Origin of the sequence: Wenzhouxiangella sp. AB-CW3 (assembly GCF_014725735.1) — a bacterium.
Lineage (GTDB): Bacteria > Pseudomonadota > Gammaproteobacteria > Xanthomonadales > Wenzhouxiangellaceae > Wenzhouxiangella.
On sequence record NZ_CP061368.1, the window covers coordinates 417076 to 435725 of the forward strand.

Here is an 18650-nt window from a genome sequence, read left to right on the forward strand (position 1 = left end):
CTGGCGCAGCGGGTCAATTCCAGCGGCCGGCCAGGCATTGTTTCAGTCACATTCGGCCAGCATTGGTCGGGCCAGTGGCTCGATTGGATGATCGCCGCTGCCGAAACCGTCGTCGTTGCTGTCCCAGTAGACGTGACCGGTTCGATCGCGGAAAAATTCAATACCCAGCCTGCCCCAGTCTTCCCAGACGATGTCCTCGTGCTCGAAATCAGCTCCAAATCGGGTTCCGGTCGGCCGGGCCATGCTGTCGATCACGATTGTATGTGTCGGAAGACCAGGCGGCGGAATGTTAATTACCCCGCTCTTGATTTCCCCGGTGCCCATCATCCACGCCTGCTCGCCTGACCCGTCCGGGGTATGAGTAAACCAGTACACCACGGCGCGGCCATCCTCGTTGACCTCGACGACGAAGCCCTCGCCGTCGCGTTCGGGGTCGTACCAGGCGCCGGACAGCCATTGATCCGGACGCTGGTTGTCGCAGGTAGAGCCGGCCAGGCGGGTCAGTGGTACATGGTCGGCCCGGTTCGATTCCAGTCCGTAAGAAACCAGGCCGGACACGCTGCCGCCGCGGATGATGGAGCGGCTGTAGTCGATTGTCTGGCGATGATTGCCGACCGGGTTGACCGAGAGCCGGAAGGGCGAGGCTTCCAGGTCATCTCGACCGTCGTTGAAACGACCGGTCGAGGTGTATAGGTGCTCGAAGCGTACCGAGGTCTCCCGTGCCGGCGCCACGCCGAAATGCCAGGCCTGCTGCTGGTCGGCCTGGCGAGGGAAGGTGAACCAGTACTGCAATACCTGGCCGTTTTCCAGCAGGTGGTGGACGAAGCCTTCGCCGTCGCGTTCCGGGTCGAACCACGAACCGCTGACGGTGGGGTCCATGGCCAGGCGCTGGCGCTGGCAGTTTTCCAGGCCACCACCGTGGTGATGGGCATCGATGAACTCGGCTAGCTCGGCATCCGGTGTTTCGAAGTCGTTCCAGCACAGGTCCAGGCCGGGCGGGAAGGCGGCCGACCACAGGGTTTCGACCGGGCCGGTGCGGCTGCCATCGAGCGGGTGGGGATCGAGCGCCATCAGTTCCTCGGGGATGGGGCCGGTGAACTGATTGCCGGCCAGGCGCAGGTGAATGGTCTCGTCCAGCGTCATGGCCGCCACGGCCGGTGCGATGTCGCCTTCCAGAAGATTGTCGCCCAGGTCCAGGTGGTCGAGGTTCAGTTGCGCCCAGTTTTCGGGGATCGTGCCTTCAAAAGCGTTGCCGGCGAGGTCTAGTTCATGAAGATCGAAATCGTCGTCGCTGTCGCCGATTGTTGGTAAGGGACCGGTCAGTTGGTTGTCGGCGAGCCTGACCACGGGGATGCGTTCCAGAAGCATCGACAGTTTGCCGGAGATATCGTTGCCGGACAAGTCCAGTAGACGGCTGGGGACGGGGGACCAGTTCGGGTGATTGAAGCGTTCGATCACCTCCGGGGTCAGTTCGCCACTGAGGTTGTTGTCTGACAGTCGGATCTCACCCACCCAGGTGAACCCCCCGAACTGGATGCCTTCGACGACACAGGTGATGCCGTACCAGTCACAGACATCCACCTCTTCATCCAGCCAGCCGTCATTGCGATGCCAGTCGTCGCCGTTCATGGCCTCGTAGAAATCTTCCAGTGCTTCGACGGGTAAAGGTGGCGGAGGGCTGAGGGCCTGTGCTGTCATCACGGCCAGCGGCCCGGCGCAAAACCCGATGGCGACGATCGTGACTATCCGGTTGAATCGGTGTATCCCGTGCCTGCTATTGCTCATACACTTTCTCCCTACATTGCCCCTACTCTTTGGAATCTTGAACCAAAACCATAGGCGGTTGCAATGAATACTCGCTGAACCGGGGATGCAACCCCGGTCTACACTCCATCATGAAATTTCCGGCAGGTCATGACTGCTACAAGCCGGTCAGTCGCACTCAGCCAGCTTCGGCCGGGCCAGGCGCTCGATGGGGAAGTCGCCGGTGCCGAAGTCTTCCAGGTGGCTTTCGAAGTAGACATGGCCGGAGTCGGCGTCGTCAAACTGGATGCCCAGCCAGCCCCAATCGATGCGTTCGACATCGGTCGGGTCGAAGTCGGGGCCGTAGGTGGCGCCGATGGGCTGCCACAGGGTTTCGACCTCCAGTGGCGTATCGGGAGGCGGTGGTGGCGGGGTTCCGATGATCGGCGGCGGGTGGCCGATGCGGCCGACGCCCGTCATCCAGGCTTGGTAGCCCGAACCGTCGGCGGCGTAGGTGAACCAGTAGACAAGTGCCTGATCATCCTCCAGCACCTCGACGACGAAGCCTTCTCCGGGCTGTTCGGGGTTGTACCAGGCGCCGGAATACTGCTGGTAACCGGTCTGGTTGTCGCAGCTCGTGCCGGCCAATTCGGTCAGGCGGTCGTAGTCGAGGCGGTCGGCGTAGAGCGGGGGTGGGCAGGGCATGGTGGGTGGACGGTCGGGGTCGGCGTACTCCAACGGTCCGCAGGCGGCCATGTCGTAGTAGTTGCGTTCCACGTGCAGCAGATCGTTGTCCAGGCGGTCGAACCGCATCCGGGTCATGCCGCGCATCAGGGGGTAGTCGCCGTCGAAACGAAAGCCCTGGCCGAAGTCGCCGCGGGTTTCCATCAGCCGCTCCCACTGGAAGGATTGCGGGGCGCCATGGCCGACCTCGAACAGCCATTGCTGCCGGCCCTGCCGGTCGAAGCTGAAGCTGTAGAGCAGCGGGGCGCCGGTATCGAGCAGTTGCAGGGCCACGCCTTCGCCGTCGAAGTCGGGATTGAACCAGCTGCCGCTGATGTCGGCCGTCATGTCGGCACGCTCGCGGCCCAGGCATTGCTCGAACTCCGGCCCGCCGGCGTGGTGCCCGGCGATCCATTCAGCGACGTCGTCATCGGCCACGGTGAAGTCGTTGAAGCAGATTCGCAGCCCGCCGCCGACATTGCCCTGATCGTTCGGGTTGAGGTCGGCGATGAAGATGGCGGAGGTCAGCTCGCCGCTGAAGCGATTGCCGCCCAGGTCAAGGTGGCTTTTGCCGCTGTCGACATCGCTTACGGCGTGAAAGGCATGGAGAAAGCCGTCGTCCAGAAGATTGTCGGACAGGTCGAGTCGACGCAGTCGCAATTCCTTCCAGCTCTCTGGCACGGCACCCTCGAACCGGTTGCGTGCCAAAAGCAGATGCTGGTCGATCAGGGGGTGGATGTCCGGATCAAATGCCGGGAGCGGGCCGGCCAGGCGGTTGCCGGACAGATCGACGTTGCCGGTGAGGATTGGAAAGTGGTGCAGCGCCCCGCCAATATCGTTGTTGGCCAGATCGAGCTGTTCGCGTGGCGGTAGGTGCTTGAGCAGCAGCCAGACCAGCTCTTCGTTCACCTCGCCGGAGAGGTTGTTATCGGGCAGCTCCAGCGCCAGGAATTCGTAGTAGCCCCAGAAATCGTCCTCGCTGCAGGTCACTCCGTACCACTCGCACCAGTGCACGTCGTCGTCCAGTCAGCCGTCGTTGCGGTGCCAGTTGTCGCCGTCGAGCAGCGAATAGAGCATCGGCAGCAATTCGTCATCGGGCTGCGGTGGCGGTGGGCTGAGAGTATGTGCGGGACTGGCGAGAACCGCGAGTATCCAGGTAAGGAGAATCCAGTAGAGGCGGGATGAATTCATGTGGCCAACACTTTGTTCATTGCGCGTTCAACAGTGTACCGCTTCGGTCCTCTGACCATCAACGTATCCGGTCGACGAAACATCTCGCCGACCGGATTCGATGAAGCCGTCCATGTCGCCTTCCCAGACGATAGTGGCTTCGTCTTCATTGAGGAAGGTCGGTATGAGCTGTCCGAGGGCAACAGTTTGATCGTTTCGGGATCAAAATCATCGACGAAGAATTCGCCGGTGGGCATATGCATGTCATTAGTAATTTCGATCGCGACCTCCTGTCCGCCAGGGGAGGGGTCCCGACGTGGTCATTGATTGGCGGGTTCGTCTATCCGAATATCGAAATGGAGCACCTCTTCGGCCGCTCCGAGTCTGGAGTAAAGGGCGATGGGAGCCCGATCGTTCCGATCCGCTTGCACGAAGGTGCTATGTGCACCAATTTCTCTGGCCAGTTTCGCGGTGTTCCGGATCAGCGCGGTGGCGACTCCCTGTCGGCGATAGTCCTCGGCCACTGCCAGGTCATAGATATAAATCTCGCTACGTGCCTGTTCGAACTTCTTCAGTTCATAGGCAGCTATTCCACCGATAACCTTGTCGCCATCCATTGCAACCAAAGCGATGAAAGATTCGTTGGCTAGTAGGGTGCCGAGATAGTTGTCGTCCGGTTGCTTGTGGCAATAGACTTCCTCTTCGTCGAATGCTGCTCCAAACACGTCCAGCAGAGATCTAATCAACTGGACATCGCCTTCCCTGAGTGTGCGAATGCGATACATCTTTCTCTCCCGAGGTGGGCCGAATCTTCAGTTGGTTCCGGTTGAATTTCTGTCAGGCCGAGGCTAGACCAAGCGCGGGGATAAGAATCATCGCGTTCCCAAGCAAATGCATGAGCATGCATGCCCAGATGTTTCGGCGCCAGACATAGAGCACATATATGAGTGCAACCGTGAGCCCATGGTATGTAAGCCACTGGCTGCCGAAGAAAACGATATGAGGTGTGACAAAGAGGAACATGCTAACGACAATGGCCAACCATGGCGTTCGGGTCAGTTCGGTCAGGCGCTCGACCGAGTAGCCTCTGAAAAGTATTTCCTCGCTGATCGAAGTCGTGAGGATTATGGCAACCAAAACCGGCAGGGACAGGGATAGCATAATGTCCATCCCCTCGGACGGTGGCGGTGGGTGAACCGAATGCAGGAACCCTGAGAATCCGGTGGAAACTCCCCAGAAGATCAGAGCCCACTGTATGTCGCCGGCATTCGGGCGCCTGAATGAAATCGAGGACAACGGTCGCGTTTCAACAGTGAACATGAATACAAAAAGCACCAGCACGGCAAGCCAGTTCACCACGAGTACGGCTTGCGGGCCCTGAATCAGTTGCCAGGAGGCGCCCAGGTGTTCCAGCACCTTAATGACATACAGCGGGCTGTATGCAATCAGCAGTCCGATCAATGTGATGTGCCACGACAGGCGGTGATCAGGGTTGCCGGTACTCCGCGACTCAATTGCCCTGTCGGTCACGGCACTTCACTCGCGATGCGCTGTTTTGTCGCACTGCCGCGGGAAATCAGCCACCTCAGAAAACGCACCCAGAGCGACCACGGTGTAACGCTGGGTTTCAATCCGAGACTGGCTTGTGCCTTGGCTAGCGAGTCTTCGATCAGGGCATCGTGAAGTGGTCTGAAGATCAGGGGCCAGCTCAATAGCGCCCCACCTGTCGCCTTCATTTCCAAGCAATGACTGAGCACACTGATGCCGTTCCCGCTAGTCTGGATCTGATAGGAATGCTGGCCGTTGAATCCTCTGGGTGCGGTGAACCGAAAGGTGATTCGGCTTCCGGCTTTGTACTCCACCACCCAGTACCTGACAGGGCCGTGCCCGCCACTTGCGCCTGTTCCGAGTGGAGCGTCCAGTTTCAATGGGGGCCAGCATTCTGTCGGCCACAAGAGATCTTCATCGGAGGCCAGTGAGTCCAACAAGCGGGCTACGTCCTCCTCCGGTGCGTTCAGTTCACGCTGGTGTAGGTTAAGAACCTTCATGGCAACCTCGCCAATGCTGGCAAATGCGGTCCACGGTTCAAGGATCCCAGGATCCCGGACAGAATGAAAGACGATGTTGGAATATGCAAATCAGGAAGTGCGTTTGTGAGGGAAACATTCGCTGTGCGGTTGGTGCAAAATGGCCTGCCCCGCAAGTTACAATTATGAGTTTGACCGACGGCCCTGATCATGTCTCGACTGGACGATGAAATCGCGCGCAGACGCACTTTTGCCATCATCTCGCACCCGGATGCCGGCAAGACCACGCTGACCGAGAAGTTCCTGCTGTTCGGCGGGGCGATTCAGCTGGCCGGGTCGGTGAAGTCGCGCAAGGCGTCTCGCCATGCCACTTCCGACTGGATGGAGATGGAGAAGGAGCGCGGCATCTCGATTACCTCCTCGGTGATGCAGTTTCCCTACCACGAGCGCATCGTCAACCTGCTCGATACACCCGGTCACGCGGACTTCTCGGAGGACACTTACCGGGTGCTGACCGCCGTCGACTCGGCCCTGATGGTGATCGATTGCGCCAAGGGTGTGGAGGAGCGCACCATCAAGCTGATGGAGGTCTGTCGCATGCGCGACACGCCGATCTTTACCTTCATCAACAAGCTCGACCGCGAGGGCCGCGAGCCGATCGAGCTGCTCGACGAGGTCGAGGAGGTGCTGGGCATCGAGTGCGCGCCGGTGACCTGGCCGATCGGCATGGGACGGCGTCTGAAAGGTATCTATCACCTGATCCGCGACGAGATTCACCTCTACGAGTCGGGCAAGAACTACATGCGCCAGGACCCGCGCATCATTTCCGGCATCGACTCACCGGAAGCGAGGGAAGCGTTGGGCGAGACGGCCGACGAGCTCAGAGACGAGATCGAACTGGTCCAGGGCGCGAGCCACGATTTCGACCTGGAGCGTTATCTGGCGGGCAAGCAGACGCCGGTGTTCTTCGGTTCGGCGCTGAACAATTTCGGCGTCATCCCGCTGCTGGATGAATTCGTCGAACACGCCCCGGCGCCGCAGGCGCGGGCCACCCTGGGCCGTGCGGTGGAGCCGGCCGAGGACAAGTGCACCGGCTTCGTGTTCAAGGTGCAGGCCAACATGGACCCGGCCCACCGTGATCGCATGGCCTTCATGCGGGTGTGTTCGGGCGTGTTCGAGAAGGGGATGAAACTGCATCACGTGCGCCTGGGCAAGGAACAGCGCACCCACGGTGCGCTGACCTTCATGGCCGACGAACGCGCCACGGCCGAGTATGCCTATCCCGGCGATATCGTCGGTCTGCACAACCACGGCACCATCGGCATCGGCGATACCTTTACCGAGGGCGAGAAGCTGCAATTCGCCGGCATTCCCAGCTTCGCGCCTGAACTGTTCCGGCGCGTGCAATTGAAAGACCCGCTCAAGCTCAAGGCTCTGACCAAGGGTCTGACCCAGTTGTCAGAGGAAGGCGCGACGCAGTTCTTCAAGCCCCTGCTCGGCAACGACCTAGTTCTGGGCGCGGTCGGAGTGCTGCAGTTCGAAGTGGTCGCCTACCGGCTGAAAGCCGAGTACAACGTCGAGGCCGTGTTCGAGCAGGTCAACGTGGCCACCTGCCGCTGGGTGAGTTCGGATGACGAGAAGGCGCTGGAGAAATTCCGCAACAAGAACGAGCAGTTCCTGTCCGAGGATGGCGGCGGGCAGTTGGTCTACCTGGCACCGACCCGCGTCAACCTGCAGCTGGCCGAGGAGCGCCACCCGGAAATCACTTTCCGCGCCACCCGCGAGGTCAGCGTGTACGTGACGACTGACGACTGAGCCGTCGGCCGAGCAGGCCACGCGCGATCAGCAACCAGGTGACGATCTGACCGACCAGGAAGGCGGCGGCGCGAATGGCCCGGCGGGGTTCCTGATCCGTGCCGGCGAGAAGCATCGTCTCTAGTTCCAGGCCCCAGTAGACCGGCAATATCTCGCGGATGCGGCCAAACAGCCACCCGCTCACGGCTTCATCCGGTGCCACCGTGGTGATAACGATCCATTGCAGCACGACCAGGGCGGCAGCCAGCGGCATGACCAGTCGGGCACGGGTCGGGTCAATGGTCCCCAGCATCAGCCCCAGGGCCGAGCCGGCCACGGCCACGGCCAGCATGGCGCCCAATAGTGCGACCGCGCTGCTTGTGTCCAGTCCCGACAGCCATGCCATGCCGCCGCCGGCCACCGCGACCTGGCCGACTGCAACCAGCCATACGAACAACAGGCGGGCAATCAGGTCTTCCAGGGGCAGGACGCCGCCGTGGACCTCCGCGCGCAGGCGTTCCCGGTCGGCGCCGATTTCCGGAGCTGCGGTAAACAGCGTCGTTGCCATGGCCACGGTCAGCATGATGGTTGCAAGGGGCTGGTAGGGCAGGGCCAGGGCGCTGGCGGCCAGGGTCAGCAGTATGGGCAGCAGCAGATACAACACCAGGGTGCCGGGATCGAGTAGCCGGAGCCGGCACTGGCGGTCAAACAGGGTGCGGATTCTGTGCAGGCGCAGGGTCTGGCGTGCGCTTCGAGCAGCATCGGGGTCCGTGCCATTCACCGCCGGGGGTGGATCGACGGCGTCAGCCTGCTTTGCCGGCTCGATGATGTGGTCGAGTCGCGCCGGGTCCAGTCGTTCGATGCCGCTCAGGACAACGGTTGTGCCGGTTCGCGTCAACTGCCGCAGTCGGTGCATGAGCTGGCCGCGCTGGGTCGCGTCCAGCCCATCCAGTGGCCGGTCCAGGCACAGCAGGGCAGGGCGGATGATCAGTTCGGCTGCAATGGCCACCAGGCGGCGGTGGGCCGGATCGAGCCGGTCCAGGCGAGTGTCTCGAAACGCCTCCATGCCCAGTTGCGCCAGGCTGGTGGCCAGCAGATTCTCGCGCCGATCTCGACGCATGTCGGGCGGCAGCCGCAGTCGCGATGTGTAGTCCAGGTGCTGCCATACAGTCAGGCGGGGTTCCAGTGCAGGTCTTGCCGGAACGTAACCGACCCGCTGGCTGCGTCCCGCCAGTTCACTGGCGGGCGGGAACTCATCGTGCAGTATCTGTCCCCGTTCGGGCCGGCGACGGCCGGCGATCATGGCGAGCAGTGCCGTGGCCTGTCGTGGTCGTTGCAGAGATATGCCAGCCAGACTGCCGGCCTCCACCGTGGACTCCACGGGGTCTGGCCCTATACCGGGGTCGCTGAGTCCCTGCAAGTGCAGCCGCAGCCCGGACGGACGGTCGGCCACGGTGACCAGGGCGCCGCCATCATCCAGCGGCAATACCGACATGCGGCTACTGCCCAGCTCGACCCACTGTTCGTCGCTCAGCGGGCAGGTATGCTGCCTGGGGCAGGGCCGACCGTCGATGCGGATGCCATTGAGACTTCCAAGGTCGCGAATGTGCAGCTCGCCGTCGACGCGCTGCAACTCGGCATGGTGATGACTGACAGTCGGATCGGCGGGCAGAGCGACGTCGCAATCCGGCGCCCGGCCGATGAGCCAGCGTTGGCCGGGTTTGAGTGTCACGCTGCGCAGGCCACCCTGGCTGGCGGCCAGCTCGAAGTCGGGTGGATTGGGTCGTCCCAGGCCGATCAGATCGCCGCGCTGCAAGTCGTGCCGGCTGTCGATGTACACACCATTGACGTATACGCCGTTGGTGGAGTCCATGTCCACAATGCGCCAGCCTCGCTCGCTCGGCTCGACGCGGCAATGCTGACGCGATACTCGTCCCGCGCTCAACACCAGGTCGGCCTGGTCGGGATCACGGCCGATGATGATCGCCCGTTCTGTCAGGCGGTGCTCGGCATCCAGCGGTGCCGGGCTCAGTGCGCGCAGGCTTAATGCCGAGCGCCGGTGTTCGTGACGGGTGCTGCGCTGGTTCATGGCGTGCGGGTGACAGTCTGAGTGGTGCCGGAAGGACTGCTCCAGTGGACGGTTCAAAGGGCCGGGTGTTGACGCTGCAGGCACTCTACGGGGGATCGGACGAAGGGTCAATCGACGAAATCGAGTTGCGGCCATCGACAGCGGCCGCGAGACTCTGGCGCCGGCGAGTGGAGGAGACCCCGGCAGGTGCGCTATATTGGGCAGATACACAGGCAGTCGGCGTTGTCCTTTCGGGCGCGTTCAGGAGGCAGGAAACATGGCGCAGACGCTCGGTCGGTACCACATCATCAGTGAGCTGGGTCGCGGCGGGATGGGCGTGGTCTACAAGGCGCTGGATCCCAAGCTCGAACGATTCATTGCCATCAAGTGCCTGAGCGATGAGCTCAGTCGCGACGAGATTGTCGTGGCGCGGTTTCTGCGTGAGGCGCGCAGCGTGGCCGCACTCAATCATCCCAATATCGCCCAGATTTTTATTGCCGACGAGCAGGACGGGCGGCCGTATTTCGTCATGGAATACGTCGATGGCGAGTCGCTGGCCGACTTTATCGCCCGCGAAGGGCAGTGCAGCCCGGAAATGGCGCGGCGGGTGACCGAGCAGTCGGCCGAGGCGCTGGCGGCGGCCGCTGCCGAGAACATCGTTCACCGCGATATCAAGCCCGGCAACATCATGCTGGACCGGCGCGGGCGTGCGGTGTTGACCGACTTCGGTATTGCCTGCGTGGCCAATCCCTCCGATGAAGCCGGCGAGGCCTCGGAGACATTGATGGGAACCCCGGGCTACCTGCCCCCGGAAAGCCTGTCCGGGCAGCGGCCCGATTGTCGTGGCGACCTGTTCGCGCTGGGACTGGTCTACTACGAGATGCTGACCGGCAGCCGGCTGGTGCGCGATACCGGCCTCAAGGCTACCTTGGCCACCTACATGCAATCTGACTTTCCCGACCTGTCGGCACTGGATGGCAAGGTCGATGAGCGCGTGATCGATATCCTGTGCCGCATGCTGGCGGTGCGTCCGGAACAGCGCTACCCGGATTGCCGCAGCCTGCTTGAGGACATGGCGCCGCTAAAGACCGGCCATACCGGGCCGGTGGAGCGTGAACCAACGCAGGAGCCGGCCGCAACCCGGGTATCGGACCGGCCGGGCCCCAATACACCCGAGCCGGCCATGACCCGTGAGATCGCCCCGGGCGCGCCGACCGATCAGCTTGGCGAATCGCCGGCCCAGTCGCCGGCCACTGTTGCCGTCGAGGAGGAAGCCAGGGGCGGACGCGGACGACGCTATGCCCTGGTGGGCGTTCTGGCCGCTTCCCTGGCCATGCTGGCCCTGGGTGTGGCGCGACTGGATGATGCGCACTGGGAGCGCATGGCCGCGCTATGGAACGATGATGAGGATGCCGCGAGCGAGCAGGCGGCGGTGGCCGATGACCTGCCGGCCATGGCCGAAGCATCCTCCGAGCATGAAACGGCACCTGCCGGCGATGTTGGAGGCGAGGAAGCGGGGGACATGCCAGCCGACCGATCTGTCCGCGAGGACACGCCGTCGGATGAGCTTGTCGAACAGATCGACGAGCCGACCGAAAGCCCGGAATCATCGATCGCGGCACAGTCTCGGCACGCTCATGATCACGATCCCGCGCCTGTTGAAGTCGATCCGCAGGCGGATGAAGAGGTATCGGCGCAAGTGGCGGCGGGAGAGCGGTCTGCTGCCGAAGCACCGGCCGCCCCGGTCAGTGAACCCACGGAGCAGCCTGAGCGTCCACGCGGAATCGCGGTCATCGGGGTGGGTGACCCGGTGATTGCTGATCCCATGGCCAACGAAATCGAGCAGTCGCTGCGTGAGGTCAGTCCGCCGCTGGTCGATCGGCAGTTCATGGGGAATTACCGGCGCTTCATTGACGGCGAGGAAGTCGACTTGTCCGGCCTGGCCGAACCAGCCGCCGAAGCCGGGGTTCGCTACCTGGTGGTGGCGCGCGCACTTCCGGCCGGAAGCCGTGAGCTGAGTTTCTACAATCGGGTCGAGACGGCCTGGATCGTGCAACTCGAGGCGAAAACCTTCGATCTGTACCTGGGCCGGGAGATGGCTTCATCGCCGCTGGAGCAGGTCGAGTACACGGCACTCAATGCCACCGAGCGTGCCCGGCAGTCGGTTGAACCGTGGCTGCCGGGCCTGAAAGCCCAGTTCGAGTAGCTCGGATCCTACTCGATGGCCAGGGTGTGTTCGCCGGCCACCCAGCCGGTGCGGCCCTGGTCATCCTCAATCTGCATCCACTCACCGGCACGGGCGGTGACATTGACGATGGCGCCTGAGCTCAGGGTGAACTCCACCGAGCCTTCCGAAGACGGACCCGAGCGCACGTTGATCGACCCGGCGGTGATCACGACACGGTCATCGCTGTTGGCGCTGGCCTGTGAGCCACCGGTCTGGGTGGCCGAGGCAGTTGCCTGTCCGCCGTGACGGTAGTACTGCTGCGGCGTCCGGCTGACCACTTCTTCGACCGCCTTGCCGATGACCTGACGCAGGGCCTTCTCGCGGGGCGTGTTTTCCCAGGTTTCCAGGGCGCCACCCAGGCTGTGGCGGCTGGTGTAGGTCGAAAGTGCGCCGCCGATGTCGAAATCGCGGGCTTCGCCCTCGACGCTGGTGGCGGCAAGAATGCGGCTGGTGTCGGTATCGATGATGCGCAGGTCGATGGCCATGTGAGCGGAACTGGTGCCCCCGGCAATACTGCCCAGTGCGCGGCCCAGGCGACCGCCGCCGACCGAACCCCGTGTGCCACCGCTGTCCTCGGAAAACTCGGTGACGGCGGCAACGACCAGCAGCTCGGCACCCTCGATTTCACCGATGGCCGCGGCGGTTTCGCCGCGAACACGGCCGCTGGCGCCCAGGTCCTGTTCGGCCATGACATCGTCGATGGCACCGCGCTCAAGCACGATGAAGCGGTTGGTCTGGAACAGGGCGGTGGTCAGCATGTCCGCCATGCCATCACCGATGGACTGGTTCCACCAGCCGCCGGTATTGCCGGCCTTGTTCTCGAAACGGGCCACCGCGATGCGGGCCTGGGGGCCGTCGTAGTGAGCGGCACGTGCCTCGGCCATGCTGGCCCCGGAGCCGCTGTCCCGAACCTGGCCGGTGGTGCCAGCCGTGGGGCAGCCGGTCAGGAATGCCAGCATGCAGACTCCTGCAATGGTTCTCCAGTACATTGATCTTCCTCCTGCAAATCGTGCGTGTTGATTCAATTCATTCCGCGACCATCCGTTCGCAATCAGGACGTGTCACGGCGTTTGTTGTGGTTGTTACCTGACTTATACGGATTCTGTCCGGATTTTCGGTCAGCCTTCATGTGCGCTTCCCCTGCTCTTGTACCACCAGGACGATGCCGGCGCCACTAGTCTTCCGGTTCGAATCTCAGGGCCACCGAGTTGATGCAGTAGCGCTTGCCGGTGGGCGGCGGACCGTCATCGAAGATGTGGCCGAGGTGGGCCTGGCAGTTGGCGCACAGCAACTCGATGCGGCGCATGCCGTGGGAGGTGTCGAGGCGTTGTTCGATGCCGGCTTCGTCGAGCTCGGAATGGAAGCTGGGCCAGCCGCAGCCGGACTGGAACTTGGAGCCGGAATCGAACAGCGGGTGGTCGCAGCACACGCAGTGATACACCCCTTGCTCGTAGTGGTCGTTGTACTCGCCGGAAAACGGCGCTTCGGTGCCAGCCTCCCGGGTGACGCGATACTGCTCGTCGGTCAGCCGCTCGCGCCATTCCTGTTCGGTTTTCGGCCGCCTGGTCATTGTTGGTGGCCTTTGAGGGTCATGTGGATTCAATCGGTTGGGCGATCACGATCATGCGCTCGGCTTCGAGATCGTAGTCGGCGCCCTGGTAGTCGCCGTGGATGGCGAGAATGTCGAAGCCGTGGCTGTTCAGCAGGCTGCTGATCTCCCCGGCCGACCAGACACGATGCGAGAAATGCGTGCGATGGATGGTATCGCCATCGATCAGCAGCCACTCGTTGTCCAGTCGGGTCATGTGGTCGATCAGCGCGGGCCGTTCCACGAGCAGTCGGCCGTCGTCGTATTCGGTCAGGTGCACCGGTTCCATGGTGCGACACAGGGTTTCCAGCCCGACCAGGTCAAGGACCAGCCTGCCGCCCGGCCTGAGACTGGCGCTCATGTTTTCGAGCACGCGGGCATGATCGGCTTCATTCTCAAAGTAGCCGAAGCTGGTCCACATCACCAGGACGAGTCCAAAGGCCTGCTCGCGGACGAACTCGCGCATGTCGGCCCGCATGATCTCGACGGGCAGATCGCTGGCCGATTCACCCAATTGGTCGAGCAGATAAGCGCTGGTGTCCAGGGCGGTGACCGGATACCCTGAACGTGCCAACGGCAGGCTGTGACGGCCGGGGCCGGCCCCCAGGTCGAGCGTCGGCACCGGCGGCATGTCGAGCAGACTCAGTAAGCATTCGATTTCCTCCTCGCCACGGGCGAAGGTATCGGCATTGAACATCAGCGGGCCGAACGTGCGCCAGAACTCTTCATCGAGATACCAGTTGTTGTCCAAGTCGATCTTCCTTGCGTTTTGCATTCTGTGGCTGAGCGGCTGCGCGACCGTCGGCTGGTACGGGCAGGCGGCACGCGGGCAGATGGAAATGTTGTGCAAGCGCCAGCCCATCGAGCAGGTGCTGGCCGATCCCGAAACCCCGGAGACGCTGCGCGAACAGCTTGAAGTCGCCCTGGCGGCCCGCGCCTTCGCCGTGACCGAACTCGGCCTGCCCGACAGTCGCTCCTACACCTATTATGCCGATCTGGAACGCGATGCGGCCGTCTGGAACGTGGTTGCCACGCCGCGCTTTTCCATGGACCCGAAGACTTGGTGCTATCCACTGGTGGGCTGCCTGGCCTACCGCGGGTACTTCCGGGACGATTCGGCCCGTCGGCAGGCCGACCGACTGGAAAAGCAGGGTCTGGATGTGGCGGTGATGCCTGCCGTGGCCTATTCCACCCTGGGCTGGTTTGCCGATCCGGTGCTCAATACCATGCTGGCCCGCGACGAGGTCTGGCTGGTCGGGCTGATTTTTCACGAGCTGGCGCACGAAAAGCTATTCGTGCGCGGTGATACCGCGTTCAACGAAGCCTACGCCGGCCTGATCGAGCGAGAGGGCGTGCGGCGTTGGTTACGCTCGCGTGGCGAGCAGCAGCGGCTGGCCCGCTGGGAAGAAGAGCTGGCACTGCACACAGCGTTCATCAAGCTGCTGCTCGAAGCGCGGCTGCAACTGGAGGCGCTTTACGAGGAGGGTGGGCCGGAAGAGGCACTGGCGGACAACAAAAAGGCCGTGTTCGAGGACTTGCGCGAGCGCATCAGGGCATTTGCATCGGCAAATGATCGCCCGGTGGAGTCGCGCTGGCTGGATGGCGAGATCAACAACGCCCACCTGGCCAGTGTGGCCACCTACGAAGCCGGCATCGAGGCTTTCGCCAGGCGACTGGACGAGACCTGCGACGGGGACCTGCACTGCCTGCACACCGAGGCGGCTGAAATGGCCGAATGGACGGCGGCACGCAGGGCCCGTTTTCTTGCCGGAGAGGATTGATCCGTGGGCGTTTGTCGGCGACCATACCTGGCTGTTTCCGTTCTGGAAGGTCGCTTGACCCGCATTTTTGCCATTGTCGTGGTTTCAGGCCTGTTGTGGACGGCGTCGCTGCCGGCTGTCACGCCGGTCGATCGTCCGGACTGGTGCGAGCCGCCTCATGCCGTCGCCGACGAGGGTGCCCGCGAATCGGTGTCCGAGGCACAGATCCGGGCCGGTGCCTACAGCGCGCCGAGCGATGAGCCGGTTCGTTTCAGCGATGGGGTGCGTCTCAAGCAGTTCGACCAGTTGCTGGAGACCGAGTCCCTGAGCTTTGATCCCGACTCGCGCCTGGTCGATATCCCCGTCTGGCTGCGCTATACCGACTCGCTCATTCAGATCGAAGCGGCCCGCGCCTATTATGATGCGACCGATGGCACCGGGCGATTCGACGAGGTGATTTATCGCCTGGTGGGCCATGACGGGTCCGGCCATGCCGATTCGGTGGCCATGGTCGAGCCCGGGCAGGCGCGCCTGGAACGTTTCGCGTTTACCACCTGCGACCCCGACCAGCCCGACTGGCAGCTGCGGGCGGCCCGCGTCGAGCTGGCCCTGGCCGAGGGGGTCGGGACCGCCCGTCACGCCCGCCTCGAGTTCCGGGGTGTGCCGATGATGTACCTCCCCTACATGAGCTTCCCGCTTAACGACGAGCGCAAGAGCGGATTCCTCTACCCCCGCATCGGGTTTTCCGGCGGCGACGGGCTTGATCTCAGCGTGCCCTGGTACTGGAACATTGCACCCAACCAGGACGCCACCCTGACGCCGCGCTGGATTCAGCGCCGTGGCGTCATGCTCGACAGTGAGTATCGTTTTCTGACCGCGAGCCAGCGTGGGCAGGCCGATCTCGAGATTCTGCCCGACGACCGTCGGGCCGGACTGACCCGTTACTTCGGCCAGTTCGATTACCGGGCGCGCCTGGCACCTGGATGGAACGCGCGTGCCGACCTGCGCAGGGCCAGTGATGATGACTACTTCATTGATCTGGGCAATGATCTGGTCGAGTCCTCCGTGCAGTTCCTGCGCTCTTCGGTGGCGCTTAGTGGCCGCGGTTCCGGCTGGCGCCTGGATCTTGGCGCCGATGACTTTCAGCTCCTAGACGACAGTGTCGCCGCGGAGCGGGCGCCCTACCGGCGTCTGCCGAGAATTCAGTTCCAGGCCGGTCGCCCCATGGCCCATGGGCTGGAGTGGCTGGTGGACTCCGAGCTGGTGCATTTCGACCGCGATGTCGGGGTCACCGGTACGCGGCTGGATGTTCGGCCTGTCCTGCGCTACCGCTGGCTGACCCCGGGCAGTTTCGTGCAGCCGGAACTGGCGCTCAGAACCACACATTATCGGCTCGATGGCGACCATCGCCGCAATCCTGATCGAACCCTGCCCATCGCCAGCCTCGATGCCGGCCTGTTCTTCGAGCGTCCGGCCGGCAGCGATCGGATACAGACCCTGGAGCCCAGGCTCTACTACCTGTACGTGCCCTACCGCGACCAGGCCGATCTGCCCGACTTCGATACGCGCGAACTGACTTTTGGATTCAGTCAACTGTTTCATCACAACCGGTTTACCGGCGCCGATCGCCAGGGGGATGCCAACCAGCTGGCGCTGGCCCTGAGCTCCCGCCTGATCGAGGCGAGCGATGGCCGCAGCCTGCTCGAAGGGCATGTCGGCCAGATCGTTCACTTCAGCGACCGCCGGGTCCAGTTGCCCGGACGCGAGAAAGAGCAGGGCAGCCGCTCCTCGACGCTGGCCGAAACCGTATGGCGACCGGCCGAGGCCCTGGCGGTGTCGGCCGGCCTGCAGTGGGACAGCCTGAACAATGAAACCGAAGTCGCGCGCGTTGGTCTGACCTACCGCGGACAGGATGCGCGCCAGGCCGCGCTGGGTTACCGCATGCGCCGTGACCAGGTCGATCAGGCCGATGTGCGCTTCAGATATCCGGTCAATGAGCGCCTGAAGCTGATCGGTCGGTTACTCTATTCGTTTGAAGACAACGAGCCGCTGGAGATTCTCGGCGGCGTGGAATACGAGAGTTGCTGCTGGGCGTTGCGCCTGACGGCACGTGATTATGTCCGTGACCGGGATGGCGATCGGCGCACCTCGGTGTTCATGGAGCTGGAGTTGCGGGGCCTGGCCAGCCTGGGTCGCGCACCCTACGAGCTGTTCAGGGACCATCCCTGACCAGCGATGAATGATATTTTCGGAGAAGCAATGAGCGTAATGAAATTAGCCACGATCCGGACGATTCCCCTGCTGGCCATGGGGCTGGCGCTGATCTCGGTGGGTCACGCCGAGGAACGCGAAGTCGACCGTATCGTCGCGGTGGTCGAGGAGGACGTCATCCTGAAAAGTGAACTCGATGATGCCATTACCCACCTCGAGCGCCAGGTGCAGGCGCGTGGAGAGTCGCTGCCGCCGCGCAGCGTGGTCGAGGAACAGATGCTTGAACGTCTGATCATGAACCGTCTGGAGGTGCTGCGTGCCGAGTCCACGGGTATTCGTGTTTCCGATTCGGATGTCGATCAGGCTCTCAACCATGTCGCCCAGAACAATGGCATGACCATTGAGCAGTTGCGCATGGCCCTGGAATCCGATGGCATCGAGTTCTCGGAGTTTCGCGAGGAGATACGACAGGAGATGCTCAGCTCTCGCTTGCGCCAGCGTGTGGCGCAGTCGATGGATGACATCACCGAAACCGAGATTGACATGTTGTTGGCATCTGATCGACTCGGTGGCCGGGAGTATCTGCTGTCGCAGATCGTGATCAACGTTCCCGAGGCAGCCAGTCCGGCGGAAGTCAGTGAAGCGGAGGGTCGAGCCGAGGAAGTGCTTGGGCAGCTGCGTGGCGGCATGGACTTCGCTGCCGCGGCTATCACCTACTCGCAGGGTGCCGAAGCACTGGAAGGCGGTGATCTCGGCTGGCGCAATCTCAACGCGCTGCCACCCATGTTTGCCGACGAGATCGAAGGCCAGGAGCCGGGCACGATTGCCGGCCCGATTCGCACTCCTGCCGGTTTCGTGATCCTGCAGGTCCGTGATACGCGTGACCATTCCCAGGTGATCGTACGGGAGTACCGCGCCCGTCACATCATGGTCGAACCGACCGAACTGGTCTCGCCGGAGCAGGCTGAACAGCGTATCCGGGATCTGCACGAGCGCATTGCCGACGGTGAGGATTTTGCCGAGCTGGCGCGAAGCTATTCGACCGACGAAACCTCGGCCAATCTGGGTGGTTTGCTCAACTGGTTCCCGACAGGCCAGTATGGCTCCAGCATTCAGCAGATGCTCGATCGGATGGAGCCCGGCGAAGTGTCCGAGCCGTTTCGCAGCCAGTCCGGCTGGCACATCGTCAAGTTCGAGGATGTGCGCGAGGCCGATCGCACCGCCGATGCCATGCGTTCGCAGGCGCGCGAGATGCTGTTCGAGCAGCGTGCCGAGGAAGAGGTCGAACGCTTTCTGCGCCAAATGCGCGGCGAGTCCTACGTCGACGTAAGGCTGTAGT

Annotated in this window: 14 protein-coding genes; 5 read left to right on the forward strand and 9 right to left on the reverse strand. The window is 62.9% G+C overall.

Features of this window, described 5'->3' with window-relative positions; translation table 11 throughout:
* Window positions 1–42 precede the first annotated feature (42 nt).
* The 5 genes from IC757_RS01770 to IC757_RS01790 form a co-directional block, all read right to left on the reverse strand.
* Window positions 43–1785 carry a hypothetical protein gene (locus IC757_RS01770; protein ID WP_190975693.1) on the reverse strand — a complete coding sequence of 581 codons (1743 nt, stop codon included), beginning with the start codon at window positions 1783–1785 and terminating at the stop codon, window positions 43–45.
* A 147-nt stretch (window positions 1786–1932) separates the two neighbouring features.
* A complete protein-coding gene (locus IC757_RS01775) occupies window positions 1933–3456 on the reverse strand; it encodes a hypothetical protein (RefSeq protein ID WP_190975694.1) in 1524 nt (507 codons plus the stop codon).
* A 36-nt stretch (window positions 3457–3492) separates the two neighbouring features.
* Window positions 3493–3657, reverse strand: a complete 165-nt coding sequence (locus IC757_RS01780) for a hypothetical protein (RefSeq protein ID WP_190975695.1) — start codon at window positions 3655–3657, stop codon at window positions 3493–3495.
* A gap of 299 nt (window positions 3658–3956) precedes the next feature.
* Window positions 3957–4421 carry an AAC(3)-I family aminoglycoside N-acetyltransferase gene (locus IC757_RS01785; protein WP_190975696.1) on the reverse strand — a complete coding sequence of 155 codons (465 nt, stop codon included), beginning with the start codon at window positions 4419–4421 and terminating at the stop codon, window positions 3957–3959.
* A gap of 52 nt (window positions 4422–4473) precedes the next feature.
* Window positions 4474–5166, reverse strand: a complete 693-nt coding sequence (locus IC757_RS01790) for a CPBP family intramembrane glutamic endopeptidase (RefSeq protein WP_190975697.1) — start codon at window positions 5164–5166, stop codon at window positions 4474–4476.
* 707 nt (window positions 5167–5873) lie between these two features.
* Here IC757_RS01790 and IC757_RS01795 point away from each other — a divergent pair.
* Window positions 5874–7478, forward strand: a complete 1605-nt coding sequence (locus IC757_RS01795; protein WP_190975698.1) for a peptide chain release factor 3 — start codon at window positions 5874–5876, stop codon at window positions 7476–7478.
* Here IC757_RS01795 and IC757_RS01800 read toward each other — a convergent pair.
* On the reverse strand, window positions 7450–9546 hold the full coding sequence (locus IC757_RS01800; RefSeq protein ID WP_190975699.1) for an FHA domain-containing protein: 2097 nt from the start codon (window positions 9544–9546) through the stop codon (window positions 7450–7452). The two genes, IC757_RS01795 and IC757_RS01800, sit on opposite strands and share 29 nt — an antisense overlap.
* 256 nt (window positions 9547–9802) lie before the next feature.
* Between IC757_RS01800 and IC757_RS01805 the strand changes: the two genes are divergently transcribed.
* A complete protein-coding gene (locus IC757_RS01805; protein WP_190975700.1) occupies window positions 9803–11731 on the forward strand; it encodes a serine/threonine-protein kinase in 1929 nt (642 codons plus the stop codon).
* A gap of 8 nt (window positions 11732–11739) precedes the next feature.
* Here the strand turns inward: IC757_RS01805 and IC757_RS01810 are convergent, their stop codons facing one another.
* The 3 genes from IC757_RS01810 to IC757_RS01820 all read right to left on the reverse strand — a co-directional run bounded on the left by IC757_RS01810 (window position 11740) and on the right by IC757_RS01820 (window position 14091).
* Complete coding sequence (locus tag IC757_RS01810; protein ID WP_190975701.1) at window positions 11740–12741, reverse strand: CsgG/HfaB family protein; 1002 nt, start codon at window positions 12739–12741, stop codon at window positions 11740–11742.
* A gap of 185 nt (window positions 12742–12926) precedes the next feature.
* Window positions 12927–13322: a peptide-methionine (R)-S-oxide reductase MsrB gene (gene msrB / locus IC757_RS01815; RefSeq protein WP_190975702.1), complete on the reverse strand. Its 396-nt coding sequence runs from the start codon at window positions 13320–13322 to the stop codon at window positions 12927–12929.
* Window positions 13323–13341: 19 nt separating this feature from the next.
* A complete protein-coding gene (locus IC757_RS01820) occupies window positions 13342–14091 on the reverse strand; it encodes a class I SAM-dependent methyltransferase (RefSeq protein WP_190975703.1) in 750 nt (249 codons plus the stop codon).
* Here IC757_RS01820 and IC757_RS01825 point away from each other — a divergent pair.
* Genes IC757_RS01825 through IC757_RS01835 form a run of 3 tightly spaced genes read left to right on the forward strand, consistent with a single transcriptional unit; the run spans window position 14084 to window position 18649 of the window.
* Window positions 14084–15121 (forward strand): aminopeptidase, encoded by a 1038-nt coding sequence (locus IC757_RS01825; RefSeq protein WP_190975704.1) that lies wholly within the window; start codon window positions 14084–14086, stop codon window positions 15119–15121. The genes IC757_RS01820 and IC757_RS01825 overlap by 8 nt on opposite strands.
* A 54-nt stretch (window positions 15122–15175) precedes the next feature.
* On the forward strand, window positions 15176–17329 hold the full coding sequence (locus tag IC757_RS01830; RefSeq protein ID WP_190975705.1) for an LPS-assembly protein LptD: 2154 nt from the start codon (window positions 15176–15178) through the stop codon (window positions 17327–17329).
* A gap of 39 nt (window positions 17330–17368) precedes the next feature.
* Window positions 17369–18649, forward strand: coding sequence for a peptidylprolyl isomerase (locus tag IC757_RS01835; RefSeq protein WP_190975706.1), 1281 nt, complete (start codon window positions 17369–17371; stop codon window positions 18647–18649).
* The last annotated feature ends 1 nt before the right edge of the window (window position 18650 follow it).

What these genes read in the sequence shown, in the direction of transcription:
- IC757_RS01770 (WP_190975693.1), bottom strand. Translation starts at nt 1,785, where the DNA reads ATGAGCAATAGCAGGCACGGGATACACCGATTCAACCGGATAGTCACG.
- IC757_RS01780 (WP_190975695.1), bottom strand. Translation starts at nt 3,657, where the DNA reads ATGAATTCATCCCGCCTCTACTGGATTCTCCTTACCTGGATACTCGCG.
- IC757_RS01785 (WP_190975696.1), bottom strand. Translation starts at nt 4,421, where the DNA reads ATGTATCGCATTCGCACACTCAGGGAAGGCGATGTCCAGTTGATTAGA.
- IC757_RS01795 (WP_190975698.1), top strand. Translation starts at nt 5,874, where the DNA reads ATGTCTCGACTGGACGATGAAATCGCGCGCAGACGCACTTTTGCCATC.
- IC757_RS01800 (WP_190975699.1), bottom strand. Translation starts at nt 9,546, where the DNA reads ATGAACCAGCGCAGCACCCGTCACGAACACCGGCGCTCGGCATTAAGC.
- IC757_RS01805 (WP_190975700.1), top strand. Translation starts at nt 9,803, where the DNA reads ATGGCGCAGACGCTCGGTCGGTACCACATCATCAGTGAGCTGGGTCGC.
- IC757_RS01810 (WP_190975701.1), bottom strand. Translation starts at nt 12,741, where the DNA reads ATGTACTGGAGAACCATTGCAGGAGTCTGCATGCTGGCATTCCTGACC.
- msrB (WP_190975702.1), bottom strand. Translation starts at nt 13,322, where the DNA reads ATGACCAGGCGGCCGAAAACCGAACAGGAATGGCGCGAGCGGCTGACC.
- IC757_RS01835 (WP_190975706.1), top strand. Translation starts at nt 17,369, where the DNA reads ATGAAATTAGCCACGATCCGGACGATTCCCCTGCTGGCCATGGGGCTG.